23 protein-coding genes are annotated in these 25372 nt (G+C 52.8%); 11 read left to right on the forward strand and 12 right to left on the reverse strand.

The annotated features are described in order from the left end of the window. Positions 1–137: 137 nt before the first annotated feature. Complete coding sequence (locus ACSFXJ_RS24210; RefSeq protein ID WP_435922854.1) at positions 138–518, reverse strand: nitrous oxide-stimulated promoter family protein; 381 nt, start codon at positions 516–518, stop codon at positions 138–140. Positions 519–714: 196 nt separating this feature from the next. Here ACSFXJ_RS24210 and ACSFXJ_RS24215 point away from each other — a divergent pair, with 196 nt between their 5' ends. Next, the gene (locus ACSFXJ_RS24215) at positions 715–2748 is read left to right on the forward strand and encodes a VWA domain-containing protein (RefSeq protein WP_435922855.1); all 2034 of its coding nucleotides are present in this window, start codon (positions 715–717) and stop codon (positions 2746–2748) included. Between the two features lie 61 nt (positions 2749–2809). Beyond that, the gene (locus tag ACSFXJ_RS24220; protein WP_435922856.1) at positions 2810–5230 is read left to right on the forward strand and encodes a zinc ribbon domain-containing protein; all 2421 of its coding nucleotides are present in this window, start codon (positions 2810–2812) and stop codon (positions 5228–5230) included. 60 nt (positions 5231–5290) lie between these two features. Here the strand turns inward: ACSFXJ_RS24220 and ACSFXJ_RS24225 are convergent, their stop codons facing one another. After that, complete coding sequence (locus tag ACSFXJ_RS24225; protein ID WP_435922857.1) at positions 5291–6943, reverse strand: hypothetical protein; 1653 nt, start codon at positions 6941–6943, stop codon at positions 5291–5293. A 3-nt stretch (positions 6944–6946) separates the two neighbouring features. Beyond that, a complete protein-coding gene (locus tag ACSFXJ_RS24230) occupies positions 6947–7750 on the reverse strand; it encodes an ABC transporter ATP-binding protein (protein ID WP_435922858.1) in 804 nt (267 codons plus the stop codon). 146 nt (positions 7751–7896) lie between these two features. Between ACSFXJ_RS24230 and ACSFXJ_RS24235 the strand changes: the two genes are divergently transcribed. Continuing rightward, on the forward strand, positions 7897–9015 hold the full coding sequence (locus ACSFXJ_RS24235) for a serine hydrolase (protein WP_435922859.1): 1119 nt from the start codon (positions 7897–7899) through the stop codon (positions 9013–9015). A gap of 109 nt (positions 9016–9124) precedes the next feature. On the opposite strand, the gene ACSFXJ_RS24240 is transcribed toward ACSFXJ_RS24235, so the two are convergent. From ACSFXJ_RS24240 to ACSFXJ_RS24255, 4 genes are read right to left on the reverse strand one after another with little or no spacing between them, the layout of a single operon-like run. After that, positions 9125–10126, reverse strand: coding sequence for a siderophore ABC transporter substrate-binding protein (locus ACSFXJ_RS24240; RefSeq protein WP_435925854.1), 1002 nt, complete (start codon positions 10124–10126; stop codon positions 9125–9127). 52 nt (positions 10127–10178) lie between these two features. Continuing rightward, a complete protein-coding gene (locus ACSFXJ_RS24245; protein ID WP_435922860.1) occupies positions 10179–10937 on the reverse strand; it encodes an iron ABC transporter ATP-binding protein in 759 nt (252 codons plus the stop codon). Then, on the reverse strand, positions 10931–11881 hold the full coding sequence (locus ACSFXJ_RS24250; protein WP_435922861.1) for an iron chelate uptake ABC transporter family permease subunit: 951 nt from the start codon (positions 11879–11881) through the stop codon (positions 10931–10933). The genes ACSFXJ_RS24245 and ACSFXJ_RS24250 overlap by 7 nt, the downstream gene beginning before the upstream one ends. Continuing rightward, the gene (locus ACSFXJ_RS24255; protein WP_435922862.1) at positions 11871–12836 is read right to left on the reverse strand and encodes an ABC transporter permease; all 966 of its coding nucleotides are present in this window, start codon (positions 12834–12836) and stop codon (positions 11871–11873) included. Before ACSFXJ_RS24255 ends, ACSFXJ_RS24250 begins: the two co-directional genes overlap by 11 nt. A gap of 345 nt (positions 12837–13181) precedes the next feature. Between ACSFXJ_RS24255 and ACSFXJ_RS24260 the strand changes: the two genes are divergently transcribed. The 3 genes from ACSFXJ_RS24260 to ACSFXJ_RS24270 all read left to right on the forward strand — a co-directional run bounded on the left by ACSFXJ_RS24260 (position 13182) and on the right by ACSFXJ_RS24270 (position 16892). Continuing rightward, complete coding sequence (locus ACSFXJ_RS24260) at positions 13182–14900, forward strand: ABC transporter ATP-binding protein (protein WP_435925855.1); 1719 nt, start codon at positions 13182–13184, stop codon at positions 14898–14900. Next, the gene (locus tag ACSFXJ_RS24265; RefSeq protein ID WP_435922863.1) at positions 14897–16696 is read left to right on the forward strand and encodes an ABC transporter ATP-binding protein; all 1800 of its coding nucleotides are present in this window, start codon (positions 14897–14899) and stop codon (positions 16694–16696) included. Before ACSFXJ_RS24260 ends, ACSFXJ_RS24265 begins: the two co-directional genes overlap by 4 nt. A gap of 67 nt (positions 16697–16763) precedes the next feature. Then, the gene (locus ACSFXJ_RS24270; protein ID WP_435922864.1) at positions 16764–16892 is read left to right on the forward strand and encodes a DUF4023 domain-containing protein; all 129 of its coding nucleotides are present in this window, start codon (positions 16764–16766) and stop codon (positions 16890–16892) included. 48 nt (positions 16893–16940) lie between these two features. Here the strand turns inward: ACSFXJ_RS24270 and ACSFXJ_RS24275 are convergent, their stop codons facing one another. The 3 genes from ACSFXJ_RS24275 to ACSFXJ_RS24285 all read right to left on the reverse strand — a co-directional run bounded on the left by ACSFXJ_RS24275 (position 16941) and on the right by ACSFXJ_RS24285 (position 19580). Beyond that, on the reverse strand, positions 16941–17129 hold the full coding sequence (locus ACSFXJ_RS24275; RefSeq protein WP_435922865.1) for a hypothetical protein: 189 nt from the start codon (positions 17127–17129) through the stop codon (positions 16941–16943). Between the two features lie 749 nt (positions 17130–17878). Continuing rightward, positions 17879–18607 carry a DUF6081 family protein gene (locus tag ACSFXJ_RS24280; RefSeq protein ID WP_435925856.1) on the reverse strand — a complete coding sequence of 243 codons (729 nt, stop codon included), beginning with the start codon at positions 18605–18607 and terminating at the stop codon, positions 17879–17881. A gap of 40 nt (positions 18608–18647) precedes the next feature. Further along, a complete protein-coding gene (locus ACSFXJ_RS24285; RefSeq protein ID WP_435922866.1) occupies positions 18648–19580 on the reverse strand; it encodes a prenyltransferase in 933 nt (310 codons plus the stop codon). Between the two features lie 264 nt (positions 19581–19844). Here ACSFXJ_RS24285 and ACSFXJ_RS24290 point away from each other — a divergent pair, with 264 nt between their 5' ends. The 4 genes from ACSFXJ_RS24290 (at position 19845) to ACSFXJ_RS24305 (ending at position 22690) form a co-directional block, all read left to right on the forward strand. Continuing rightward, positions 19845–20354, forward strand: coding sequence for a hypothetical protein (locus tag ACSFXJ_RS24290; protein ID WP_435922868.1), 510 nt, complete (start codon positions 19845–19847; stop codon positions 20352–20354). A 188-nt stretch (positions 20355–20542) separates the two neighbouring features. Beyond that, positions 20543–21073 carry a PadR family transcriptional regulator gene (locus ACSFXJ_RS24295; RefSeq protein ID WP_435922869.1) on the forward strand — a complete coding sequence of 177 codons (531 nt, stop codon included), beginning with the start codon at positions 20543–20545 and terminating at the stop codon, positions 21071–21073. Between the two features lie 131 nt (positions 21074–21204). Further along, a complete protein-coding gene (locus ACSFXJ_RS24300; protein ID WP_435922870.1) occupies positions 21205–21903 on the forward strand; it encodes an ABC transporter ATP-binding protein in 699 nt (232 codons plus the stop codon). 13 nt (positions 21904–21916) lie between these two features. Further along, positions 21917–22690 carry an ABC transporter permease gene (locus ACSFXJ_RS24305; RefSeq protein WP_435922872.1) on the forward strand — a complete coding sequence of 258 codons (774 nt, stop codon included), beginning with the start codon at positions 21917–21919 and terminating at the stop codon, positions 22688–22690. Between the two features lie 2 nt (positions 22691–22692). On the opposite strand, the gene ACSFXJ_RS24310 is transcribed toward ACSFXJ_RS24305, so the two are convergent. Together ACSFXJ_RS24310 and ACSFXJ_RS24315 are read right to left on the reverse strand one after the other, a co-directional pair. After that, entirely contained in the window at positions 22693–23811 is a 1119-nt protein-coding gene (locus tag ACSFXJ_RS24310) for a Gfo/Idh/MocA family protein (protein ID WP_435922873.1), read from the reverse strand. Positions 23812–23920: 109 nt separating this feature from the next. Then, positions 23921–24868 carry a 1,4-dihydroxy-2-naphthoate polyprenyltransferase gene (locus tag ACSFXJ_RS24315; protein ID WP_435922874.1) on the reverse strand — a complete coding sequence of 316 codons (948 nt, stop codon included), beginning with the start codon at positions 24866–24868 and terminating at the stop codon, positions 23921–23923. 186 nt (positions 24869–25054) lie between these two features. Between ACSFXJ_RS24315 and ACSFXJ_RS24320 the strand changes: the two genes are divergently transcribed. Continuing rightward, the gene (locus tag ACSFXJ_RS24320) at positions 25055–25342 is read left to right on the forward strand and encodes a hypothetical protein (protein ID WP_435922875.1); all 288 of its coding nucleotides are present in this window, start codon (positions 25055–25057) and stop codon (positions 25340–25342) included. Positions 25343–25372: the final 30 nt, after the last annotated feature.

Consider the following 25372-nt stretch of genomic DNA (forward strand, 5'->3'; position numbering starts at 1 on the left):
GAAGATACACGGGGTAAAAGTAATAATTTTGTGACAAGAATCACAAGTTAGTTGTCGTATGTGTGAAAAATGCTTAAAAACCCAGATATATTGCGGGTTTGGCCCCTATTTTCGACTGTGAAAAAATTGTGTCTTCTTCAGTTTGTCCTCCGGTTCCGGGCTCGTCCATCCCACATATGGCGAATGGTCAATACCGGGTGGACCCACAACATCCGCGGCCCCGCATATCTCATCACCCGCTTCACCGCCTCCCGCTGCGGCGGGGCATAACAATGGACTGGGCAATCCACGCATGTCGTCTTATCCTCTCCGAACTGGCAAAACGTCAAGCGCTTCATCGCGTAGCTTTCCAACTTCAGGCATTCGGGGCATAGCCCGTCATCCGTACGTAAATCCCGATGCAGCCTCTTGCAATAAATATGAATCATATGCTTGATCGTCGCCTTCTCCCGGCTGATTCTCGGTCCGTCCTGCGAAGGCTGCCGCTTGGATGCATTCGACAATGGTGTTTTGTTCATTCCGATCCCTCCGAAACTTGAATGATATAAACATCTACGAATCAGTCTCTCCCCCGGCCTCTATACTACACTCCCGCCAAAGTCAAAATAGAAAAAAACTTGTCGAATTCATGAACTAGGGATGATATACTGATTTAAGTCTTATTACCTATAAAACATACTATTTTTATAGTCTTTTGGGAGGGTTGTCATTTCCATGTACTGTATTCATTGCGGGACTGCTCTCTCAGCGGGCCTGTCGTTCTGCACAAGTTGCGGAGAGCCGATCGGAAAGGAATCGCCGGACAACACGGGGATCACCGCCAAAGGAGACGACGTCCAGGCAGAAAAGCGGCCCGGGACTTCCGTTGAACCGCCCACGGAGAATTCAAGTTCACCATCGGACCCTGCGGTCATCGGGACAGCGGAACCCGTCGTGAACCAATCTCCCCCGAAACCGGGGAAGCGCGGAGCGATCCTTTTTACGGCTTTGACCGCAGCCCTTCTGGTAGTCTTGGCGGGCGGATATTTTCTTTTTTCATCCATTTTTCCCGGAAAGCAGGAAGCTCGAAATTCGGACGCTTCGCTTTCTAGCAACTCGGCACGGAACGGTTCCGGAGAGAACGCGAACGAGACCGGGATTAGCGATGTCCTTGAAATCCGCGATGTCGATACCTCCGGTTTTCCCGTGGTCACATTATCGGTCGATATCGGAAACGGAAACAGGGACTTATACGCCAAGGAGGACTTCTCCATCACGGAGGAGGGAGCACCTCAAACCATCACGGAGGTAACGCCTTCCGCAGATCAGGATGAACGGCTGATCATTACATATCAAGCGGCAAACTTACATAAACAACCGGGCACGACAGACAAAAGAAAACTGATGATCGCCTTCCGCGGCAAACAGTCCGAATCCGGCTACGAGGTGCCTCAGCCTTTATCGCTGCGAATGAGTGAAGTCAGCTACAACACGGACCAGTATCCCGAGATCCGCGTCTATTTCTCCCTTTACGACTCTTTTGGAAATCTAATGGAGAACTTGGATCCTGAAGCCGGTTTGTTCCGTCTTACGGAAAACGACAAGCCGGTCGCCATTACCGAAGCTGCCAAAATGGGAGAGGTGAACGAATCCCTCAGCATCAATGTCGTGATGGACAACAGCAACAGCATGGCGGACAGGATGGACCTCGTCAAACAGCAGGCGCGGCAATTCGTCGGCAACATTTCGATGACCGAAAACGACTTGATCGGATTTATGAGCTTTGCGGGGGCTTCGGAGATGATGCAGTCCGATTTCACGAGCAACCCGGAAGAGATCGAGCCTCAAATCAATGCGTTGAATGCCGAAGGGCAATGTACGGCCCTGTACCGGGCGATCGACGAAGCCGTCCACAACACCGCCTACAACGGGAAGACCGGCTCCAAATATGTCGTCGTATTTACGGACGGCCAGGAAAATTGCAGCAACGAGAATATCGAAAACCGGGATTACCTGAATCCGCAGACGGTCATTCATAACGCCAACCAATTGGGCGTTCCGGTGTACGCGGTCGGCATTGAGCAGGATGACCAGCTTGAAGCCATTACGAAAGGAACGAACGGCGATTATATTTCGATCGGCTCCGATATCGGGCAGCTCGGCCAATTCTATCAGTCTATTTTTAAAAAGAAAAAGGCGCAGTATATCGTCAAGTACCGTTCCGACATCGACAAGAAGGAACCGCGCACCGCAGCGCTGTCTCTTTTAAACGGCAAATACTTCGCCAAAGCCGGCGTCACCGTAACTCCAAAGCTGATCGATGATCCCGAAGTGGCGCGCGCGATGGAAAACTATCAAATCAACTGGTCGGCGTCGATGAGCTCGGGAGATATAAGCTATCTCCAACCATACGTCACCTATGACACGACTTCGAAAAATGCCGTGTACAAAATCGTAAACGACCAGCTGATCGCACTGAATCAGGCAAAGGCAAACGGTTCGGAAACGACGTTCAGCATACCGATCTACAAGCTGCTGGATGCCAAAAAAGTTTCGGACGACCTATACCAGCTTCAGGTCACTAAATATTTCAAACGTACGATCTATAAAAATGGAGCCCTGTCCGATACGGCATACAAGAGCACTTCTTACACCTATAATGTCGTCAAACAAAACGGAGTTTGGCTTGTCGATTCCACCGAGGAAACGAAGGTTCCGGAGACGTGCTATATCGATGAAACTTACACCAAGACCACGGCCTGCAAATAGTTTTAGGGAACATTGCCACACCACATAAAATTTCTGAACATTTTCAAGGAGGAGAATTATTTTGCATTGTTCGAATTGTAATTCACCCGTTCCATCCGAAGCCAAGTTCTGCGGGAGCTGCGGAGCAAAGATCGAGCAGCCCGTCGCGCAGGAACAGCCGATCGAAGCAACGGCGGCTCCGGAAACCGGGGTTCCGCATAGCGCCCCTCAGGAGACCGCGGAATCGGCGGCATCTGTTCAAGGGATGCCTTTACAAGAAGCAGCTGTTGAGACGGCTGCCAGCGCCGCCGCTCCGCTCGGTGATTCCCAGGAGGGAGATGGTTCCGAAGCCGTTTTCGAGACAGCTTCCGCTCCCGTTTTGGAGCCCGTGACTGAACAGACCGCCGCTGCAATCCCGGCCGCGCCATCGGCGGTTCCCGTCGTGGCGCCTCCCGTGGTACCCGTCATGGTTGCCGAGAATGGAAGCTTTTCCGGACAGCCGGCCATGCCGTCGGAGACCGCAAACGTCTCCAAGTTTAATTTCCTTCAATTTCTGAACCGCTACAAGCTGATCATCGGCGGCGTTCTCGGAGCTGCGGTCGTGGCTCTCGCGGTCGTCTTCATTCTGCTTCCGATGCTGTCCTCCAAGGATAAACAGGACCCGGTGGTCTTTTTCGGGAAAAATGAGATCCTGATGAAACTGGAAAATGAAAAGGAACCGATCGAGCTCACCAGCAAGCTTGTGGAAGGCTCGGGCGACGAGGAGGATTGGGGTTCGGAATCCATTTTCGATAAACGCTTCCTCATGCAAGGCCTTGTTCAGCTGAATGACGCCAAGGACAAGATGTTCTTCATCAAACGGATCAAGGATGACGATACGGCTACGCTGTATTATCGCGATTTGAACAAGAAGGCGTCCAGCTTTGACGAAGACGAACAAGGAATCAAACTCGCTTCAAATATCACCGGCATGAATTATAAAGCCTTTATCATCAGCGGTGACGGAAAGACCGTCCTGTACGCGAAAGGAAACGGCGATAACGAGAGCGGCAAATTGTACGTCCACAACCTCAGCGAGGAAACCCTCGTGGATAACGATGTCACCAATTACTGGTACTCGGACGACAAATCCGCGATCTTTTACACCAAAGTGAACGACGGCGAAACGGATTTATATGTCGTGGAAAAGTCCACGCTGGAAAACAAAACGAAAATCGACTCCGACATCTCTGATGTCGAGCAGTTTGACGGAGACAGCGGGGATATTTATTACACCAAGCAAGTTGAAGACGAAGAAAAGAACGCCCTTACGCTCTACGCGAAAAAATATGGCAAGGACAAAGAAAAGCTTGTTTCCGATATCGACAGCATCGAATCCGGTATTATCGACAATTCCTTCTATTACAAAGTAGCCGTTGAAAAGGAAGTAGCCCTTTCCAGCCTGGTCGAGGACGATATGGCCGCAGGGGATGCCAATCTTGCCGAGCCTGTGATGGAGGACTTCCAGACCATTGAGCAAATGCCGTACACGGACTGGTGGACCGGAGAAACCTATTACGAGGACGTTGTAAACACGGACTACGACGCTTATTATGACGCCAGCGACCGGTATTACGAAAAGCAGCAGCGCGATCAAATGCGTCAAGAATTAAGCGAAGCCAAATACACGGATGTTTCCTACTCGCTGTACCTGTTCACGGACGGTAAGGGCAACAAAATTACGGACGATTATTCGTACGCTACTTTCGTGGATGTAGGTAAACAAACGATTTTCTATAACAAAAATGACCGTAAGGAAATGAAAAAGGTCCTGCTGTCGGAGATCGACTATGTGGATGAGGTCTCGTACGCTTATAGCGACAACATCTCCGCATCCAGCCTGACTTATCTCGCCAAGGACCTGAAAGGCGACATCACGTTCCTGAAAGATGATGTATCCCTTTATTCCCCGGTTCTGTCTTCGGACAACAAAACGCTTTATGCCATTGAGATGAACGAAGAGGAAGACCGTGAGCTGGTCTCCTTCGAGATGGTTGACGGCAAACCGGCCAATCGGAAAAGCTTGGACGAGGACGTAGATTCGTTTACGTACATTTCCGATAAATCCCTGCTCTTCTACTATAAAGAAGTCAACGATAACGGCATCGGAGAGCTTTACCAGTTGGCGGACGGCAAAAAGAGCCGGATTGCGATCGACGTGAAACAAGGCTATTCCAGTTATTTTAAAGAGGACGGCACGCTGCTCTATATTATCGACTACGACAAGGACAACGCCAGCGGAACCCTCGTTAAATCCAAAGACGGAAAAGCCGATAAAATTGCGAATGAAGTCGGCGATTACTATTACCTCGGCCCTTCCGCGCTTTACTATCTGGGCAACTACGAATATAAACGCGGATATGGAGAGCTGATGAAGGCCGCTAACAAAGAAAAAGAAGAAGATACCCTGATTCACGACCGTGTGTACACGATGTATCAATCGGACTGGGGGTATCAATTCTAAAAAAGATAAGGGCTGTACCGGAGGCAAGCTCGCTTCCGGGACAGCCCTCTTTTGTTCAGTTTACTTTCCCGTACGAAACCCACGCTGCCACAAAAACCAGTTTGTAGCAAGCAGCACCGCTACATAGACATAAATTCCGATGCCGATGAATGTCACTGCAAAATGGACCAGGGACATTCCCCCAAGCAGAATTAACAACGGAATCGTGCGTAATCCGTTGTTCTGCCGAGCCGAATCAAACGGTTCGGAGAAGGGGAACGACATCACTAAATGACGATATGAGATGACCGCATAACCCAGGATAGCCAATCCGGCCGCAATCAAATCCGGAAGGATCCCGATACCGAACAGCCCTCCAAAAATGAAAGCCTCCAGGACAAATAGAGGGACAATCAGACGGACAACCGCAGCAATCAGCGTTCCCCGATGGATGGAAACCGGATCCTCCAGCGGCATCACCCGGTAGATCCATGCGCCTTTGTAGCTGCTTGAATATTCAAGCATGAGAATCACGGTCGGCACCAGCAAGGCGCAGCTATAAATGGCCAAATACAGCTTCGTCCCCGCAAGACCCGAAAGCCCGGTATCTCCTATATTCGTAAACAGGAATATGAAAGGAAAGATGATCGAAAAGCCGAGCGACGGATACACTTTCAATTTAAATTCCCGTTCATTTCCGATCACCGTCCATGCGAAGCGGAAAAAGGCCTGTTCCCGGGGACTTGAACAAAGAATGCGCGACGAACGTTTCAGCCATCGACCGGATCCTGCCTTTTTGCGACTGCCGGGGTCCGCTAATTTTTGCAGGTTTTTCTCAAAGGACGGCATTAATTTAAGATATATGAAAAAGGCAATCATCGGAACGATGACGGTTAGCAGTGCGAAAAGGATATACAACGATTGCCCGTCTCCATGCAAGAGCAGTTCATAGGGTGCGCCGAACCACACGGGCGGGACCGCAAACTGCCACCATCTCGGTTGAAACACCACATCCAGGTTCACAAAATCAAACAGGCGGACCGTCAACTGATATCCTACGGCCAGGACGATCGTCAACCCGATTTGAACATAATTGATGAAGTCCTTCAGCTTCTCGCCGTCAAAAAATTTCAATACGCCCCAATAAATCAACGCCGTAATGACCATGATCAGCAAGTCCATCAATATCAGTTCCACCAGAAAGATGGCAGCAAAACCGCCTCCATGCCTTAGAAGCCCGACGATCAACGGAACGGCCGCAAGCGCGCCGGTCAGGAAAAACATATAAAAGAAAATATGCATCATCTTGGCCGCGGCAATCGTTTTCCGGTTCACCGGTTTTGTGGAGAGGATGTTGCGGTCCCGAATATCAAGCAGTACCGAAGAGAAGTCGGAAATCAACGATGTAGCGATCATGAACATCAAAATGCCCATAACCAGGCTCATTTGAAAAATAAAATTGTCCCCCAACCCGACGAACAGGGAAGAGATTCCCCCCATGATCAGATAGAGCCAAAGTGAGCCGAAGAAATAATTCTTGTCCTTTTCCGGCCGGTTCGACCAGCTATCATTCTTGTTATTTGGCCTGGACGAGCCGATAATGGTCGGAACTCTTCTTCCGTCCATCGTCAGTTTAAGCTGGAGAATGCGGCGCATGACGGGATAATCGACGCCCCCCATTTCGAAAAGTCTACGAAAAACGTCCAACAGCCGAAGCGACTTCATCTCTTTCATCGGCTACACCTCTTGCACGATCGCCGCGACTTGTTTGGCAATATCCCGGTGCTCATGAAAGCCGGTCAGTTCGTTGAAAATTTGTTCAAGCGATCCTTCCTCGCTTTGGCCTTTTAACTGCTCGAAGCTGCCGTCGGCCACGATGCGCCCGCCGTCCAGCAAAATGATGCGGTCGCTGATCTTCTCCACCACATCCATAATGTGAGAGGAATAAAAGACCGTTTTGCCCTGGGCAGCCAACAAGGCCAGGATTTCCTTGACGACCATAACGCTGTTGGCGTCCAATCCGCTGAGCGGCTCATCGAGAAACAAGATATCCGGGTTATGAAGCAGGCTCGAAATAAGCAAAACCTTTTGCCTCATCCCTTTGGAAAACGTGGCGATGCGCACATCGAACACATGTTTAAGCCCGAACAGTTCCGCAAGCTGCCGGGCCTTCCTCTCCGCATCCTCTGCGGCCAGCCCGTACAGCTCCCCGATAAAAGTCAAATACTCCCGCGCCGTCAGCGAGTCGTACATATCCGCGATCTCCGGCACATAACCGATTCTCCGCTTATATTCCACGCCGCCATCTTGCGGATTCTCTCCAAAAATACGCACATCCCCGGTGTAGCCCTGAACCAGGCCGAGCATGATTTTTACGGTCGTGCTTTTACCGGCACCGTTAGGTCCGATATAACCGATAATTTGCCCGGGATGCACGTCCAGATCAATGCCGTTCAGCACGTATCTGTCATTATATTTCTTCCTTAAATCTCTGATCGTAATGACAGGATCACTCCCGTTCTTTCCGTCATTCCAATTCATTCCCATTCCCCCTCCGCATTCCTACTGCTATTATACTTCAAAGGAAAATTCCGGCAATTGATGCGGCTATAAGATAAACTTCCTGTAACGATGCCGAAACAACATACGTAATACATCCTAAAAGATTGGAAAATGGGAGGGCTGTCATGCTGGTTGCAATTCTCATCGTCATATCCGTGATCCTAGCCGTGGCATTCATATTTCTTTTGATGGTGCATGTTGCCAAACGAGCGGATGACCGAAAAAAGGAACAGGATGTACTTCAATTTCTATCCGACCATCCGGAGAAAGCTTCCATGTTTGCGATGGTTAACGGAGAAGTGACCGTGAATGCGGGAGGATCCGTCAAGCGTCCGCTCGCCAGCGTGGTCAAAATCGTCATCGCGGCGGAGTTTGCCGAACAGGCCGCAGCCGGAGAAATCGATGTCGGCGAGCGGATTTCTTTAAACGAACTTAAACGCTTCTACCTTCCGAATCGGGACGGAAATGCCCATCCGGAGTGGCTCAAAAGCTTGGCCACGAACGCGAAGGAGCATGGGGTGACATGGCTTGAGGTCGCCAATGGAATGCTCAAATACAGTTCCAATGCCAACACGGATTTTTTGATCGATCGGTTGGGCATGGACCGGATTAATAAACGGATTACGGTTCTTGGCTTAAGGAGCCATGACCCTGTCTATCCCCTTTCTGCCTCCATGTTGATTTACGGCAGCCTTCGGAATAACCACGGCCTCTCTCATCGGAAAGCCCCAGGTGCCATGGAGTCATTCAATGATGAGGAATACGCCGGTAAAGCGAAGGATCTGATGGACAACATGAATCAGGATCCCGCCACCGTTGACCGTCTGAACCGGCACAGAATTCCGCCGGACGCTCAGCGGATCTGGTCCGCCAAATTGCCCGCGGCTTCGGCGGAAGATTACGCGCGGCTGCTGGAACGGATTCAGAATGAAAGAGAGGGCTTGTCCGATGGCGCAAGTTCCATCATGAAGGGGCTGCTGGAACGCGATCTTCCTCCGGAATCGCCCTACAAAGTCATCGGCGGCAAAGGCGGATCGAGCATCTCCATTCTCAATCAGGCCGTATACTGCGAGGACCGTGAAGGCAACCGTTATCAAACGGTTGTATTTATCCATGACCCCTCCGGCCTGGATCTTTTATGGTTGAATAAGAAGCTGGACTTGTTCCTGCGCAAATATATCGTCGATGCTTCCTTCCGGGAGCTGGCGAACCGGATGTTGGCCCGCGATGTGTTACACAGTTAATTTGCGAGTTGGCTGGAAAGCCCGCTTTTACATACAGAAAGTTCCACTCATGCGGAAAAGAGGCCCGACGCTATATATTAGCATCGGGCCTCGCTATACTGCTATCAAATTATTGAATTCCTTCTTGGACTTCCTTCAACATTTCCGGTACGGACAGAAGGCCGCCGCCGGAGAGGTACCAGTAGTTGGCGTCAAGATAAACGATATGGCCGTCTTTGTAGGCGTTCGTTTTCTTCACGAGGTCGTTCTCCACGATTTCGGCTGCAGGCGTAGCCTGCTTGCCCTCTTCGGTTACGACGGCGTCGCGGTCAACGACGAACAGGTAATCCGGATTTTTCTCGGCTACGAATTCGAAGGAAATCGAGTTGCCGTGAGTATCGACTTTAATGCTTTCATCAACAGGAGTTACGCCGAATACGTCATGGATAATGCCGAAACGCGAACCTGGGCCGAAGGCGCTCACTTTGCCGCCGGTCGTCAAAATGATCAGGCCTTTTTTGCCGCTCGTGGACACTTGGTCATGCAAAGCTTTAATCGAATCGTTGATCGCTGCAATTTCTTTCTCGGCTTCCGCTTCCTTGCTGAAAATTTGGCCGAGTGTTTTTACGTTCTCCGTGAAAGACTCCATGTAATTCTTTGTATCTACTCCCATGAAGATCGTAGGCGCAATTTTGTTCAGTTCCTCGTAAGCTTCGGACGAACGGCCGGAAATGAAGATCACGTCAGGCTTAAGGGCGTTCAGTCCCTCAAAGTCCGGTTCAAACAGCGTACCCGCATTTTTGTACTTGCTGTCTTCGTATTTCTTCAAATGGCCCGGCAAGCTGCCTTGAGGGACGGCCGTAACTTCAACGCCGAGCTTGTCGAGCGTTTCAAGCGTGCCGTAGTCGAATACAACGACCTTCGCCGGATTCTTCTTCAATTTGGCTTCGCCCAATTGGTGCTTGATCGTCAGTTCCTCATTTTCGGCTGGCGTAGCTGCAGCCTGTTGCGCCGTATTGGTGCTGCCGGTGTTAGCGCCGGTACTCTCATTGCCGGATCCGCTGTTTCCGCTGTTATTGCCCTTCGAGCCGCAAGCGGCCAGGACGAGAACCATCAACAGCGTCGTAAACATCAACAAAAGCTTTTTGCTCTTCACTTTAAAAATCCCCCTCATATCTTCGTTATTATTTGAAATAGACGCATATTTTGTTGCCGCCGATCTCCTGGACCGGGATGTCCATGTCGTAAACCTCGCGAAGCACGGACGTTTCGATAATTTCATCCGTCGGTCCTTCCTTGACGACCCTGCCGTCCTTCAACGCCACGATATAATCGGAGTAGCAGGAGGCAAAATTGATGTCATGAATGACCAGAATGACCGTTTTCCCCAATTCGTCGACCAGTCTGCGCAATACTTTCATAATTTGCACCGAATGGTTCATATCCAGATTGTTCAGCGGCTCGTCGAGCAGCACGTACTCGGTATTCTGCGCGATGACCATGGCGATGAATGCCCGCTGCTTTTGTCCCCCACTCAGTTCGTCGAGGAACTTGTTCTGCATGGACTCCAGGTGCATATAGCGGATCGCTTCGTCCACATGAGCCTCGTCTTCCTTCGTAAGACGTCCCTGCGAGTAAGGAAAACGCCCGAAATTGACGAGATCTCTTACCGTAAGGCGAATGTTGATGTGATTGGACTGCTTGAGAATCGATATTTTTTTCGCGAGATCCCCGCTTTTCCACTTCCCGATCTCCCGGTCCTCAATCAGGATTTCTCCCGTGTCCTTGGCAATCAGCCGGCTGATCATGGACATCAATGTGCTCTTTCCCGCCCCGTTCGGTCCGATAAAGGAAGTGATTTTCCCTTTCGCAATCTCCAGCGAGACGTTGTCGACCACCTTTTTGCCGCCGTATTGTTTGGAAACTCCTCTGACCTTTACCACGATTTATTCTCCTTTAACAGCAGATAGATGAAGTACACCCCGCCGATAAAGTTGATGATGACACTTAGCGAAGTGGAGAAGGTGAACACTCTCTCGATGATCAGCTGTCCGCCGACCAGGGCGATAAAACTGATCAAGGAAGCGCCGAAGATCAACGTTTTGTGACGGTAGGTGTTCAGGAACTGATAAGCCACATTGGCCACGAGCAGTCCGAGAAACGTAATCGGCCCCACCAGCGCGGTTGAAATCGAGATCAGCACCGCCACGACGATCAACATCCGTTTCACGACGTATTCGTAGCTGACGCCGAGGTTGACCGCATGATCCCGGCCGAGCGCAAGCACGTCCAGGTACTTGGCGAATTTCGCAAAATAAATTGCGACGCCCAGGACCCCGGCGAGTGAAATCCAAAGCAGATCGGAATTGACATTATTGAAGCTCGCGAACATTTTGTCCTGGATCACCAGGAATTCGTTCGGATCAATCAATTTCTGCAGGAACGAAGTCACGCTCGAGAAAAAGGTTCCGAAAATGAGTCCGATCAGCAGCAAGTGATAAATATTTCGCCCTTCCCTGCGGAACAGCATCCTGTAAAGCAGCATGGCGAACACGACCATCAATGCGACCGCCATGACAAAGCGCAGGTTTTTGCTCATCATGGTCAGGGCCGTACCCCCGATAAAAAAGACGATGACCGTCTGAAGCAGCATATACAGCGAATCCAGGCCGATGATGCTCGGCGTCAGGATCCGGTTGTTCGTGATCGTTTGAAACACGACTGTCGAAAAGGCGATGGCCGTGCCGGTGAGGAGGATCGCGATCAATTTTCTGCCCCGTCTCGGCAATATGTAATCCCACTGCCCTCCCGCCTGAATCGTCATAAAGACGACCGCGAGCAGAACGGCGATGCCGGCAAGGATCCAAAGTTTTGTTTTATTGCTCATATGTCTTTCTCCTCATCAGCAGATACAGGAAGATACCGCTTCCGATCACCCCGACAGTCAGTCCGATCGATACTTCGTATGGGTAGATGATGACCCGGCCCAGGATGTCGCAGGCAAGCACGAACACCGCGCCCAGCATGGCCGTATGGGTCAAGTTTCCTTTCAGATTGTCGCCGCGGTAAATCGTGACCAGATTCGGAATGATCAAGCCGAGAAAAGGAATCGATCCGACCGTCAGCACGACCACCGCCGTTACAAGCGCTACCAAGCCCAGCCCGATATTCACGACCTGCTTGTAGTTCAAACCGAGGTTAACGGAAAATTCCTCGCCCATGCCCGCGACCGTAAATTTATTCGCATAGATGTAAGAGACCACCACAAGCGGGACGCTGATGTACAGCAGTTCGTAGCGCCCTTGCATGATCATGGAAAAATCCCCGTACAGCCAGGCGGACATGCTCTGAATCAGATTGTATTTATACGCAAAAAAAGTGGTTGCCGATTGCACGATACCGCCGAACATCAGCCCGACAAGCGGGATGAAAATGGCGTCCTTGTATTTCACCCGGTTCAAGATTGCCATAAAGATATATGTTCCGAGCAGGGCGAATACAAAGGCTACGGACATTTTCACAAGCGGTCCGGCGGATGTGAATACGAGCAGGGACACCATTATGCCGAAGCTGGCTGAATCCATCGTGCCCGCCGTCGTCGGCGAGACGAATTTGTTCCGGGTCAGCTGCTGCATGATCAAGCCGACGATGCTCATGCTGACGCCGGCGATGATGATGCTGATCAACCGGGGTATCCGGCTGATCCACAGCAGTTCCCAGGCTTCTCCGCTACCGGGTCCGAATAAATCGGCTGGCGAAATGCTCTGGGCTCCGATAAACACGGAGACGAAGGATAAAACAATTAAGAGTGCTATTAAAATGGTGAGTGATTTCTTCTTCATGAGATCGTCCTTACTTTGCTCCCTCTGGCCTGGAGGAAGCTTAAGTGATTCGCTGCCGGCAGGACAGACGACTTTGCATTTATTAATAATGATATTCATTATCAATTAGCTAGAATTATACCTTCCCGTTTTTCGAAAAGTCAACCATTTTAAATTTGATATTCCTGTGAATTTTCTTCTAGAGAACTATTGTACGAACATACGTTTTCTAATAGAATAATTGAAGCTAACAGAAACGGTACCAAAATTTAGGGAAGGAGCATGGAGAAATTGGCTGATCAAACCGAAAACTCTACGAAGCAAGACAACGCGCGAAGGACGCGCTCTCTGGCCCATTATCGCGACATGCTGGGAAGGTATGTCTTTACCGAGCGAAGGCTGCTCGGATGGCTCGCCTTCATGCTGCTAGCTTCTATCGCGCTGCAGCTCGCCAATCCGCAAATCATCCGCTACTTTATCGATACGGCACAAGGAGAAGGCAGCATGCGGCCGCTCTATATTGCCGCGGCGGTATTTATCGGCTTCTCCCTGATGCAGCAGCTTGTCTCCATATGGGCGGCCTACTACAGCGAAAACCTCGGCTGGAAGACAACGAACCGGCTGCGCACAGACTTAGTGAAACATTGCCTCTCTCTCGATATGTCCTTCCACAAAAACAACACCTCAGGCACCTTGATCGAGCGCGTCGACGGCGACGTGAACGCATTGGCCAACTTTTTTTCAAGCTTCCTCATCCATCTGCTCGGCAACGTGTTGCTCATGTTCGGCATCCTTCTTCTTTTGTTCCGGGAAAACTTGTGGATCGGCATGGTCATGTCCCTATTTGTAGTCGTTGCGATGCTTATTCTCAAGGAGATCCGGAAGCGTATCGTTCCCGTCTGGACAAAATGGCGGGCCCAGAACGCGGAGCTATACGGTTTTATCGGCGAGCATCTTGAGGGTACCGAGGATACTCGCGCAAACGGGGCTGCGGGATACGTCATGAACCGGTTCTATGAGCTTTCGCGCCGGATGCTGCCGGTGAGAATCCGGGCTTTTCAAGGCTTCGGGATGATGTGGGGGACGACGATTCTCGTCTTCGCTCTAGGCAACGCCGCCGCCTTTATCGTCTGCGCCTGGCTTTGGAAACGCGGCGATATGACGATCGGGTCCATTTATCTTGTTTTCTATTATACGGAGCTGCTGGCCAAGCCGATCGAGAAAATCCGCACCCAGCTGGAGGATCTGCAAAAGGCCGACGCCAGCCTGATTCGCGTCCGGGATTTGCTGGCGACGAAGCCGAAGATTACGGACGGACCGGGTGCGGAACTGCCGAAGGGTCCCCTCTCCGTGACGTTTCGCAATCTGACCTTTGCGTATGAAGAAGATGGCGAACCTACGCTGCATGGCATCAACTTGAGTTTGAAGCAGGGGCAAACGCTCGGGCTGCTGGGCCGGACCGGGAGCGGCAAATCCACGCTCGCGCGGCTGCTGCTCCGGTTCTACGATCCGAAGGAAGGCTGCATTGAGCTTTCCGGCGTCGATATCAGGGAATGCATGCTGCAGGAACTGCGGGGTAAAGTAGCAATGGTCACGCAAAATATCGAAATCCTGGAAGGCACCGTCCGCGACAACCTCTCCCTCTTCAACGAGAAGGTCGACGATGGCGAGATCTTGGCCGTACTCGGGGAACTGGGCCTTGAGGAATGGTACGGTTCCCTTCCGGACGGACTGGATACCTTACTTTCCTCCGGGGGAGGCAGTCTGTCGGCCGGTGAAGCCCAGCTGCTGGCTTTCGCCAGAGTGTTTCTGACCGATCCCGGTTTGGTCATCTTGGACGAAGCCTCCTCGCGGCTTGATCCGCTTACGGAGAGCCGGATCGAACAGGCGATCAACAGGCTTCTGAAGGACAGAACCTGCATTATGATCGCCCACCGGCTGTCCACGGTGCAGCGGGCGGACGAGATCATGATTCTGGAGAACGGACGCGTGATCGAGAACGGGCCTCGGGCGGAGCTCGCCTCAAACCCCCAATCGAGGTTCAGCCGGATGCTTGCCGTTGGGCTTGAGGAGGTGCTTGCATGAGCACGAGACAATTTTTCTGGAAGCTGTTGACGTATCGGCCGGTCTTCTATTTTGCCAACCTGTTCGCCTGGATGGTCATCCATATGGCCCCGCTGGTGCCCGGACTGATCACAAAAGCGTTTTTCGACAGCCTTGAAGGAAGTTACGATTTCCCGTACGGCGTTTGGGGTATTGCCGCCCTGCTCGCGGGAGCCGCGCTGGCACGGATCGCGTTGATCGCGTGCGGCTTCTGGACCGATGCCAGCTACCGGTTCCGGATCAGTACGCTGCTCAGACGAAATATGCTGGCGCATGTGCTCAGGGAGCCCGGAGCCAAGGCAATCCCGTTCTCCCCTGGGGAAGGCCTCAGCAATTTCCGCGACGACGTCGACCAGACGGAGGAAGCGATGAGCTGGTCCGTCGATACGTTTGGCTTGGTCGGCTTTGTGATCGTGTCAGGTTATATCCTGGTTTCCATCGACGCGCAGATGACGCTCTTTGTGTTCGTCCCGCTGATCCTGGTGGTGACGGCGGCCCAGATCGCCACGTCGCGCATTCAGAAATACCGCGCGGCCAGCCGGGCCGCGACGGCCAAGGTGACCAGCTCGATCGGGGAAATGTTCTCCAACGTGCAGGCGATTCAGGTCTTCGGAGCGGAGGACCGCATCGCACGTCGTTTCGAACGGCTTAGCGACGAGCGGAGAGCGACGATGGTCAAAGACAAGCTGGTCACCGAGACGCTGTCTTCGATTTTCACGAATTCCGTCAACCTCGGGACGGGACTCATTCTCGTTCTCGCGGGTTACAAAATGCGCAGCGGTTCTTTTTCGGTCGGAGACTTGTCCTTGTTCATTTATTATTTGACCTTCGTGACCCAGCTCATCTCCAACGTCGGTAACTTTATGACCTATTACAAGCAGATGGCGGTGAGCTTCGGTCGCTTGAAAGCGATGCTGCAAGGGGCCTCCGCCCGGATATTGACGATTCCCGCGTATATCGGCATCGGTAAACGAAGGGCATCGGAAGATGCGGCGGATGGTTCGGAAGTTCGCGCCGAACCGCTGCAGATGCTGGAGGCTCGCGGGCTGACTTACCGCTATCCGGAGACGGGCCGGGGCATCCAGGATATCGATTTGCGCCTTCCACGCGGATCGTTCACCGTGGTCACCGGCATGATCGGGTCGGGTAAAACGACCCTGCTGCGGACACTGCTGGGCCTCTTGCCGGCGGAGTCCGGCGAGATTGCCTGGAACGGCCGCCGGGTGGCGTCGCCGGCCGACTTTTTCGTGCCTCCGCAGAGTGCCTACACGGCGCAGATTCCGCGCCTGTTTAGCGACAAGCTGCGGAGCAACATCCTGCTCGGGCTGCCCGGGGACAGGGAAGAGGACGGGCAAAGCCTCGAGCAGGCGCTCCACGCCGCCGTCATGGAGGACGACGTGGCGCATCTTTCGGACGGCCTCGACACGAAGGTCGGGCCGCGCGGGGTGAAGCTGTCCGGTGGCCAGGTCCAGCGGACCGCGGCCGCGCGGATGCTCGTGCGCGATGCACAGCTGTACGTGTTCGACGACTTGTCGAGCGCGCTCGACGTCGAAACCGAACGCAAGCTGTGGGAGCGGCTCTTTGCGAGCCGGGGCGAGGCCACCTGCCTCGTGGTGTCGCACCGCAAGGCCGCGCTCTCGCACGCGGACCACATCATCGTGCTGAAGGACGGCACGATCGAGGCCGAAGGCACGGCCGAGCAGCTGCTGGCCGTGAGCGACAGCTTCCGCCGCCTCTGGTACGGCGAAGAAACCGACGCCGCGGCTTCGCAGGCATGAATCCGCGCCGGTTGTGGCATAGTAACGCAAGCGGTACTATTTTTAAGCTTGCGAAGGAGGATGCCCGGTGGAAAATACGCACGAATTCGTCGAGAAAATTCACGACAAACAGGAAAAGGACGAAAGCAACCGGAAACGCGGCAAGGGAACGCCATCCGACCGCCTGCCGACCAAACAGCACGGCACCAAAAGTTAACGAAAGCCGTCTCCCTATGGGAGGCGGCTTCTTATTGCGGACTTGGCATTACGTATGATCGTAACTGTCTCTTCCGGAGATGAACTCGTTGGGAACCTCGCTCCCCGGGGACGGGTTATTTTTAATTTGACTCAGACGTCCCGCCCGGCCTTCTCCCCCGTTGCCTGTTGCCGCGTTCTGGGCGTTACTGCTGCCGTTGCCGAGCTGCCGGTTATGCTTCTCTTGTTTTCTGTCCATGTTATTGTTCATGTTGGTTATCGGAAACCTCCCGCTATTTTGTTCTGAAGGGGCCGTCTACTTTCGCAGCCCGTGTTCAGTAGCGTTTGATTTCCGTTTCCTTTTTATTCGCCTGGCTGCCCCAGATGAGGTGCACTTCACGGCTGATCGGCCGCGGGAGATGAGGGAACGGTTCGTTGAAACGAGCAAAAATAAGTACATAAATAGGCGTTATTTGCTCGTTTTAGGCCCGGCTAAGCAAAATAAGGACCCTTTTTAGGCGCTATTTATCCTGGCAAGACCCGAATCGAGCGAGTTTCGGCTAGTCTGAGCAAAATAAGGACCATAAAGGGCGCTATTTGCTGGTTTTAGGCCCGGCTAAGCAAAATAAGGACCCTTTTGGGCGCTATTTATCCTGGCAAGACCCGAATCAAGCGAGTTTCGGCTAGCCTGAGCAAAATAAGGACCATAAAGGGCACTATTTGCTGATTTGTAGCCCGGTTGAGCAAAATAAGGACCTTTTTGGGCGCTATTTACCCTGGTAAGACCTGAATCGAGCGAGTTTCGGCACGTCTGAGCAAAATAAGGACCATAAAGGGCGCTATTTGCTGGTTCAAGGCTAGGTTGGGCTAATTAAGGACCATTTTAGGCGCTATTTACTCTCAAACGGCGCGAACCGGCTGGATTTCCGCAAAAAAAGACGCTACTTCCCCCGGAACTACTCCTAAAGGCAAAATAGCGTCAAAATGTTCCGTAGCGTACGCCAGGCCCTACTCCTTGATCGTCACCGTCACCGGCGAGTACTCGGCAATGACGGTTTGCCCGTGCACCGACACGCTGCCTTCCGGGGTCAGGTCTTTTTCGGTCATGATGCCGAGCGCGATGGTGAACCGGTTGAACTTGATCGGAACGCCCGTCTCCCGGCGGATTTCCTTCCCGTTCACGTAAAACACGACTTCATCCTCGGCGCGGTTGTACGTGATTTTATACGTGTTGAATTCACGGGCGTTAAAGTCCGTATCTTCTTTGAACACGCAGAAATATTTCGTCTTGTCGCTATCCGGCACCTGAACGCCCGGGAACGGGAGAACGGCATAGACGCTGGCATATTTATCGTTGCCCGCGAAGAAATCGAGCGCCGCACCGGTCGTGAAGTCGAGCAGGTTGAGCGAAACGTAGCCGTCGTACAGATCCCCGGGGATCGTGTTTTGCGTGCGGGCGCGGATTTGCAGCTCGAAGCTGACTTCGCCCTCTTCCGGTACGACAACGTCCTCCACGGAATAGTACATATGCTTCGCATTATCCAAAATTTGAATTTGGTTATTTTGACGGCTGAGCGGAGCACGTACGTAAAGAATGCCGTTGCGGACGATAACGACGGCCTCCGGCTCGCGATATTCCCAGAAAGAGCCGTCCGGAAGCGGGAATCCGCCTATTTTCCAAACTTGTCCTTCGTTTAAGATCGTGTGAAAGTCGCCGAATATTTTTTGTTGTTCCATCATTAAGCCCTCGCTTTTTTCTTTGTTGAGTTTTACAGTTTTACAACTGAATAAGTCCCTGAAGCAGCAACGCCGCCGTCATAATCAACCCGCACCGGATGGAGGCTTGCACGGAAGCGCCCATCAGCGGCAAATAGGCCGTGGAAGGGTTATGCTCCTTAAGCCGTCCGTACACGCGGTACAAAGGAATGGCGGTCAGCAGCCCGACCAGGGCATACCATGGCACAATCCCCGTGACGACGCACAAAATCAGAAAAATATAAGCCAAATAGAGCAGCATCCGGGAAAAATACAATGCCCGCTTTTCTCCCCAGACGACGACCAGCGTATTTTTGCCGGCCTGCTTGTCCGCCTGCCAATGCAAAAAATGATGGTTGAACAGCACGAGCGTCGTGAGAAGTCCGACCGGCATCGAAAGCAGCACGGATTTCAGGCTGATTTCCGAGGTCTGCACAAAATAGGCGCCCATGACCGGCAAAACGCCGAACGACAGCAGGATCGCCACTTCGCTGAGCCCCTTGCCCCGGTATCCGAACCGGATCGGAGGCGCCACGTAAAAATAAGCGATCAGGCCGCCCAGACCGCCGAACACAAGCACCGGCCAACCGCTGAACAGGCTGAGCACCACGCCGCACAGTACGGCGAGCGCAAGCAGAGACCATGTGATCGCGGCAAATGTTTTTTCGGACATGATGCCACCGGATAAAAAACCGGAATTCGTCGTGACGACTTCGGGCGTCTCCTTGGCTACCACATCCGCTCCGTTACGGTAATCCCATAAATCATTGATCATATTCGAGAACAGATGCGCCGCTCCCGCACCGATCAAAGTAATGACAAACAGCACCGGGTGAAATACGCCCTTCCACCAAAAAGCACCCAGCGCGCCAAGAAATACAGGAACCAGCATCACGGGAATGACCTGAAACCGGGATGCCTTCCTAAAGGTTGTCCAAATGTTCTGCACCGGCATTTTTCACGCTCCCATGTAAAGAGGCAGTTCAAAAAGTCATCCATCCCTCTCGGTGCTGAACACCTGACTTTTTGACTACTCCCTTATAGTGTGTTAAAAATATCACTTTTAATTATACATGATCTTTTTCATAGAGGGGCGGAATTTTGCCGTAAGGGATGAACTGGACTAAGGTCCAGGTTTTTACTTCCCCAGAGACCGAAGATATGCGCGCCATAGTTATAGTATGCTGTATGAAGATGAATACATAGTCGAAGGAGATTGATGACCGTGAAAAAAAAATCATGGATCGGTCCGATACTGATCCTGCTTGGCCTTTACTTGTTCTTCTTCCGCAAGGAGGCGATCAGCACAGGTTCGCTTTTCGGGAATTTCTGGCCCACCCTGTTCATTATCCCGCTGGGGCTGTTCTTCCACTGGCTGTACTTCTCCCTGACGGAGCGAAGAGCCATCGGGCTGCTCATACCGGGCGGGGTCCTGTTTACCGTCGGGCTGGTCTGCCAGCTTGCCACGCTGTTCGACAGCTGGCAATACCTGTGGCCAGGGTTTATTTTGGCCCCTGCCGTCGGCTTGTTCGAATTTTACTGGTTCGGAAACCGGAACAAATGGCTACTCATTCCGATCAATATTTTGGGGGCGCTGTCGCTTTTGTTTTTCGCCGTATTTTCGCTCGGATCGTTGTACAACCGGATGATTTTCGGCCAGCCGCTGCTGGCGATTGCCCTGATCGTCATCGGGGCGGGCGTGATGCTCGCGCCGAAAAAGCGGATTTAACGCCGCGTTCGTTCATATCGAAGCCGAAGCCGGTCATGTCTGCATGGGACTTCCTTGCGATGACCGGTTTTTTTGCGATCAAATGACTCCCCCCTTGACGTCGCGTCCTTCCTTTTCTATAATCGAAATCATAATAGCCAACGTTGGATATTCAATGCAAATAATTTTTGAAGGAGATTCGGTATATCGTGACCAACCTGATCATACTAGCCCTGCTCCGCGACCGCCCCATGCACGGATACGAGATTCAGCAGCTGATTCAAACCAGCCGGGTGGATACCTGGGCGAACCTGCTTTCCGGGTCCATTTACTACGCCTTGAACAAAATGGAGCAGGAAGGCCTGATCCGCACGGAAGCGGAGGAGCGCACGGGCGCGCGGCTGCGCAAAATATACGCCATCACGGACTCCGGCGAAGAGATGTTCCAACGGATGGTCCGCGAATCGCTGACCTTGAATCCGCACTCCGTGAAATCCGATTTTTCGCTCGCTTTAAGCTGGGTGGAAACCGTGCCGAAGGAAGAGGCGATTCCTCTGCTGCGTCAAAACCTGCAACAAGTGGAAGAAACGCTGGCGCTGTGGAAGGTAGGCCGGGAGATCAAGGGCAATCATGGCGTGCTGAATGCATTTGCAGAGGCCTCTTTTGACAATGCCATGGCCTTGCTGCAGTTGGATATCGATTATTTAAACCGGGTCATCCGATTGCTGGAGCAATCGTAACCGCAATAATGGGCAAAGCAGATGCAGACACGGACCTCGCCCCCAAACGGAACGGGAAACCGAGGTCTGTATTTTTAGCCCAATACCCAACATTGGATAAATAACATTGCTCAAGGAGGATGTTTATTGACATGTCCCTGTTTATCGAAGCAAAGCAACTTGTGAAAAAATACGGCCAGAAGCAAGCCGTAGCCGGGATCGATCTGGACGTTCGGCAAGGAGAGGTGCTGGCCATCATCGGCCCGAACGGCGCGGGAAAATCCACGACGCTGGATCTGCTGCTCGGCCTTCGGCGGCCTGACGGGGGCACCGTCAGCTATTGGTGCGCCGAGCCCCGCCGCCATATCGGCGTCCAGCTGCAATCGACGCCGTTCTTCTCCGGCTTTACCGCCCGGGAGAACATGGCCATGTTCTCCGCGTTTTACGGAATCAAACTGAATGACCGGGAGATCACCGGCCTCCTTAACCGTTGTGGGCTTGCCGACGCGGCAAAAACGCCTGCTCAGCGATTATCCGGCGGCCAGCAAAAGCGTCTTGCCATCGCGATGGCGATGGCACACGATCCCCGGCTCCTGTTCCTGGACGAACCGACCGCCGCGCTCGACCCAAGGGCCCGCCGCGAAGTCCGCGAGCTGATCCAATCGCTGGCCGCGGCGGGCACCTCCGTCGTGTTTACGTCCCATGACATGGAGGAAGTCCACAAACTCGCCACGCGCATCATCATGATCTGCGGCGGTACCATCATCGCCGAAGGCACGCCGGAAAGCCTGCTGACCTCATACGGAGCAGGCGATCTGGAAGAACTATATATCCGGTTATCCGGCGAATAGGAGGTTTACCGACATGTTTACGATTTTCAAAACGATGCTGGCCGGGATGTTGAGGGATACCCATACCTTATTCTGGACCATCCTTTTCCCGGTCGCCATGCTTATCGGACTCGGACTATATCTGGATAACCCGGGCTATTCCGAACGGCTTCTTGCCGGAGTGCTGGCCATGAACGTCTTGTTCGGGTCGACCATGGTCACGGCTTTCAATGTCATGGCCCATCGGAACCGGGGCGTTTACAAACTGCTTCGCGCCACCCCGTTCCCGACGTCGGCGTTCATCTCGGCCATGACGGGAGCCCGCACCGTACTTGCCCTGATCGTGAGCGCCTGCATTATTGTTACGGCGGTGCTGATGTTTGGAGTCCGGGCCGGACTTACGGATCTGTTGGCGATCCTGATCGTCCTGCTCGTCGGGACGGTGTGCTTCACGGCCCTCGGTTTTCTCGCCGCCAATCTGTCCCGGGACGAGAGCAATGTAAACATGATTTCGAACCTGATCAGTTTCCCGTTGCTGTTCACGAGCGAAGCTTTCTACAGCCTGCAGAACGCTCCGGATTGGGTTCGGTTCATCGGATCGATCCAGCCTTTCCACTATTTCGTCAAAGCGCTCCAAAAGGCGATTGCAAACGGGCTCTCCTCCGCGGATATGTGGATCCCGGTCGGCATCTTGGCAGGCTTCGCCGTCCTCCTGCTCGCCGCCGCGACGCTCACTTTCCGCTGGGATTCCGAGCGGACGGCCCGCCGGGGATTGGCCGGGAACGCGAAACGTCACCCTGCCGCATAAATTTACTCCCGCTCCGGCGGAACTGCCCATGGCTGCCGGACGGAGCTGACGGTCTGCCCGGTCTCGATCGCTTCCGTCATCAGCAGGCTTAAATACTGGTCCTGGCAGGCTTCGGCGAGATTGTAGAAGGACGGCCCGCCGTTAACGTACCGCCCCATCTTTTGCAGACAAACGGCCATGGCGATCTCTTCATCGCTCAGGCGGGCGCCCGGAAACGGATTCCGGTATACCCAATCGGCTCCCGCGAGGATCCCTTCGTGGTAATAACCTTCAAGGTTACCGTCCTGCCCGGCGTCCATTCTGCGGAGCTCCAGCGTCACCGGCGTTCGGTAATCCCGGAGATAGCGCAATGTCTTTCCTTCCAGTTCGCCCCGGTGCCCGCGGACGAGTACCCGATGACCCCGAATCCAGGAAAAGTACTGGTCATACGTAAAATCGAACAGGGCGCTACGGCCGCCAAACCGCAGCAGAACCAGGTCCTGTTTTGAATCCGCCAGCACCTCTTTTTCCGGTAACCCGCTGCGTCCCGGCCCTTGGAGTAACGGGGTTACGATCCGCATGCCGCTGATTTCGGCATCCTCAAAACCGATTCCAAGCAGATGCCGGATCAGACTGATTCCGTGATAGCCGTGTCCCGCGGACACCTGCACGTGCGATATGCCGCCAAGCCGCCCCGAGCGAACGACCGCCAGCCTTGCGGCATGCATCGGCTGATGGATGAATTGTTCCGCCACCTGAACGCGTCCGTTTTTTCCGACACGGTCATAGAGGCGGAGCAGCTCCTCCAGGCTAACGCCGGGGGGCGTCTCCGTCAGCACGGGAATCCCGCGAACAGCGACTTTTTCTATATATTCGGCGGCTGAATTCCGGGACAAGGACAAAACGACAAAAGAATCGCTTTGCCGCTCCAAAAAACCGTCCAGATCGGAGGTCGTCCTAACGCCCCAGCGCCTCTCCATCTCGCGCCCTTTGACTTCATCCCGCATCCAGATTTCACTCACTTCAAACTCATCCGGAAGCGCCTGCGCGATTCTAAAGTAAAATTCCGCACGCCACCCCCCGCCCATGAGGCCGAACTTGATTTTATGTCTTTCCTGAGTCATTTGCGGTTCGCCAGACATAACTTCCATCTCCTTCATCTAAACGTACGAACTATTCCTGCTCCCCATTCTACATCAAAAAGCCGGAAAGCCGCATCCCTCGCGGCCTTTCGGCTTTGTCTTCAGGCAACTACATCGCGATCAATACGGCAATTCCCAATACCGCGATCCGTGCCAGATTCGTGATTATAAAGTTTTGCACCGACAATCCGAAGGTGAATTGCTTGGACGGATTGACCATGAACTTGCGAATATTTTTGCTCACCGGAATCAGGGTCAAAAGCGCGAGCACGACTAGAAGCGGCGAAACGCCCATGAACAGCAGCACGATGAGATCGGCATAAGCGGCGTAATACAAAATCCGGAACAACAGCAGTGCGTGCCCGAGACCGATATAAGTCGGCAACGTGTACCGCCGGTTTTCCAGGTCCTCTTCCAGGTCGCAAATATTGTTCGCCAGCATAATGTTCGCGATGCCTAGGATGGCCGGAACGGAAACAAGAAAAACGTACAGGACTTCCAGCAAATGAACCTGAACAACGACAGTCCCCCCATCGAGGGTTAGAGAGGCGAGACGATCCCCCGCGTGAATGTAAACGGAGATGAAGGTGATGACGAACCCCATGAACAAGCCGGAAAAAATTTCGCCCAGCGGCATGCGGGATATCGGAATCGGACCGAAGGAGTACAGGATCCCGACCGCAAACGACAACCCGCCGAGCAGCAGAATCAGCCATCCGGTCTCCAGGAACAGCACGATACCCGTTCCGACGGCGATGGCCAGCAGCGTCAAGATGAGCATAAGCACGCGGTTCGGATGCATCCCGTATTTGACGATGGCATTGTGAACTTCATAGCCGTAGCCTTGTTTTTTGGACGCTTTCCGGTAGTCGTAATAGTTGTTGATCGCGGTCGTCGCCATATCGAAACTGAGCAGAGAAAGAAGCATCAGGACAAAATGCCATATCCGAAATTCATCAAACCGATACAAGGTATAGACGGTACCGAGCAAAAAGGGGATCATGCTCGCGGCTTTGGTCTGGATCTCCACCAGTTTTAAAAATTTTCGCAGCGCCATCTCGGGGACACCTTCCTTTTAAATCTAGCTTTTTAAAAAGATGATATCCCGTTTTTAAAATAATCTCTGTTTTAAAAGTCCTTGACAGCGCTGGACTGCTACAAAATATCTCATTTGCCGCCATGCCCCCTATCGGTTACAATGCATACATCAAGCAAATTCATCGCAAAGCGGGGTCAATCGAAGGTGAATTCATTTCAAAGAGAAGACCTGATCGGTTCGCTGATATTTCTGATTATTTTGGCAGCGGTAGCTTGGATTAATCTTCGAAAAATGAGAACGGGCGACTATGATTATAAAGCGCTCCGCAAGCGCGGGCTGATGTGGATGCAAATTTCCGTGATCCTGTTTTTGATGCAGTTTTTATTGCCGAAGGCCGATCACCGGTTTTCTCTCGTGCTCGGTTTGGTTGTCCTGTTTACGGCCAGCCAGTGGCTTGGGGCGGTATACTACGACCGGCGGAATAAACAATAATTCAAGATTTCCGGTATGAAGAAAGGGTGA

Origin of the sequence: Paenibacillus salivarius (genome assembly GCF_051307165.1) — a bacterium.
Classification (GTDB): Bacteria; Bacillota; Bacilli; order Paenibacillales; family Paenibacillaceae; genus Fontibacillus.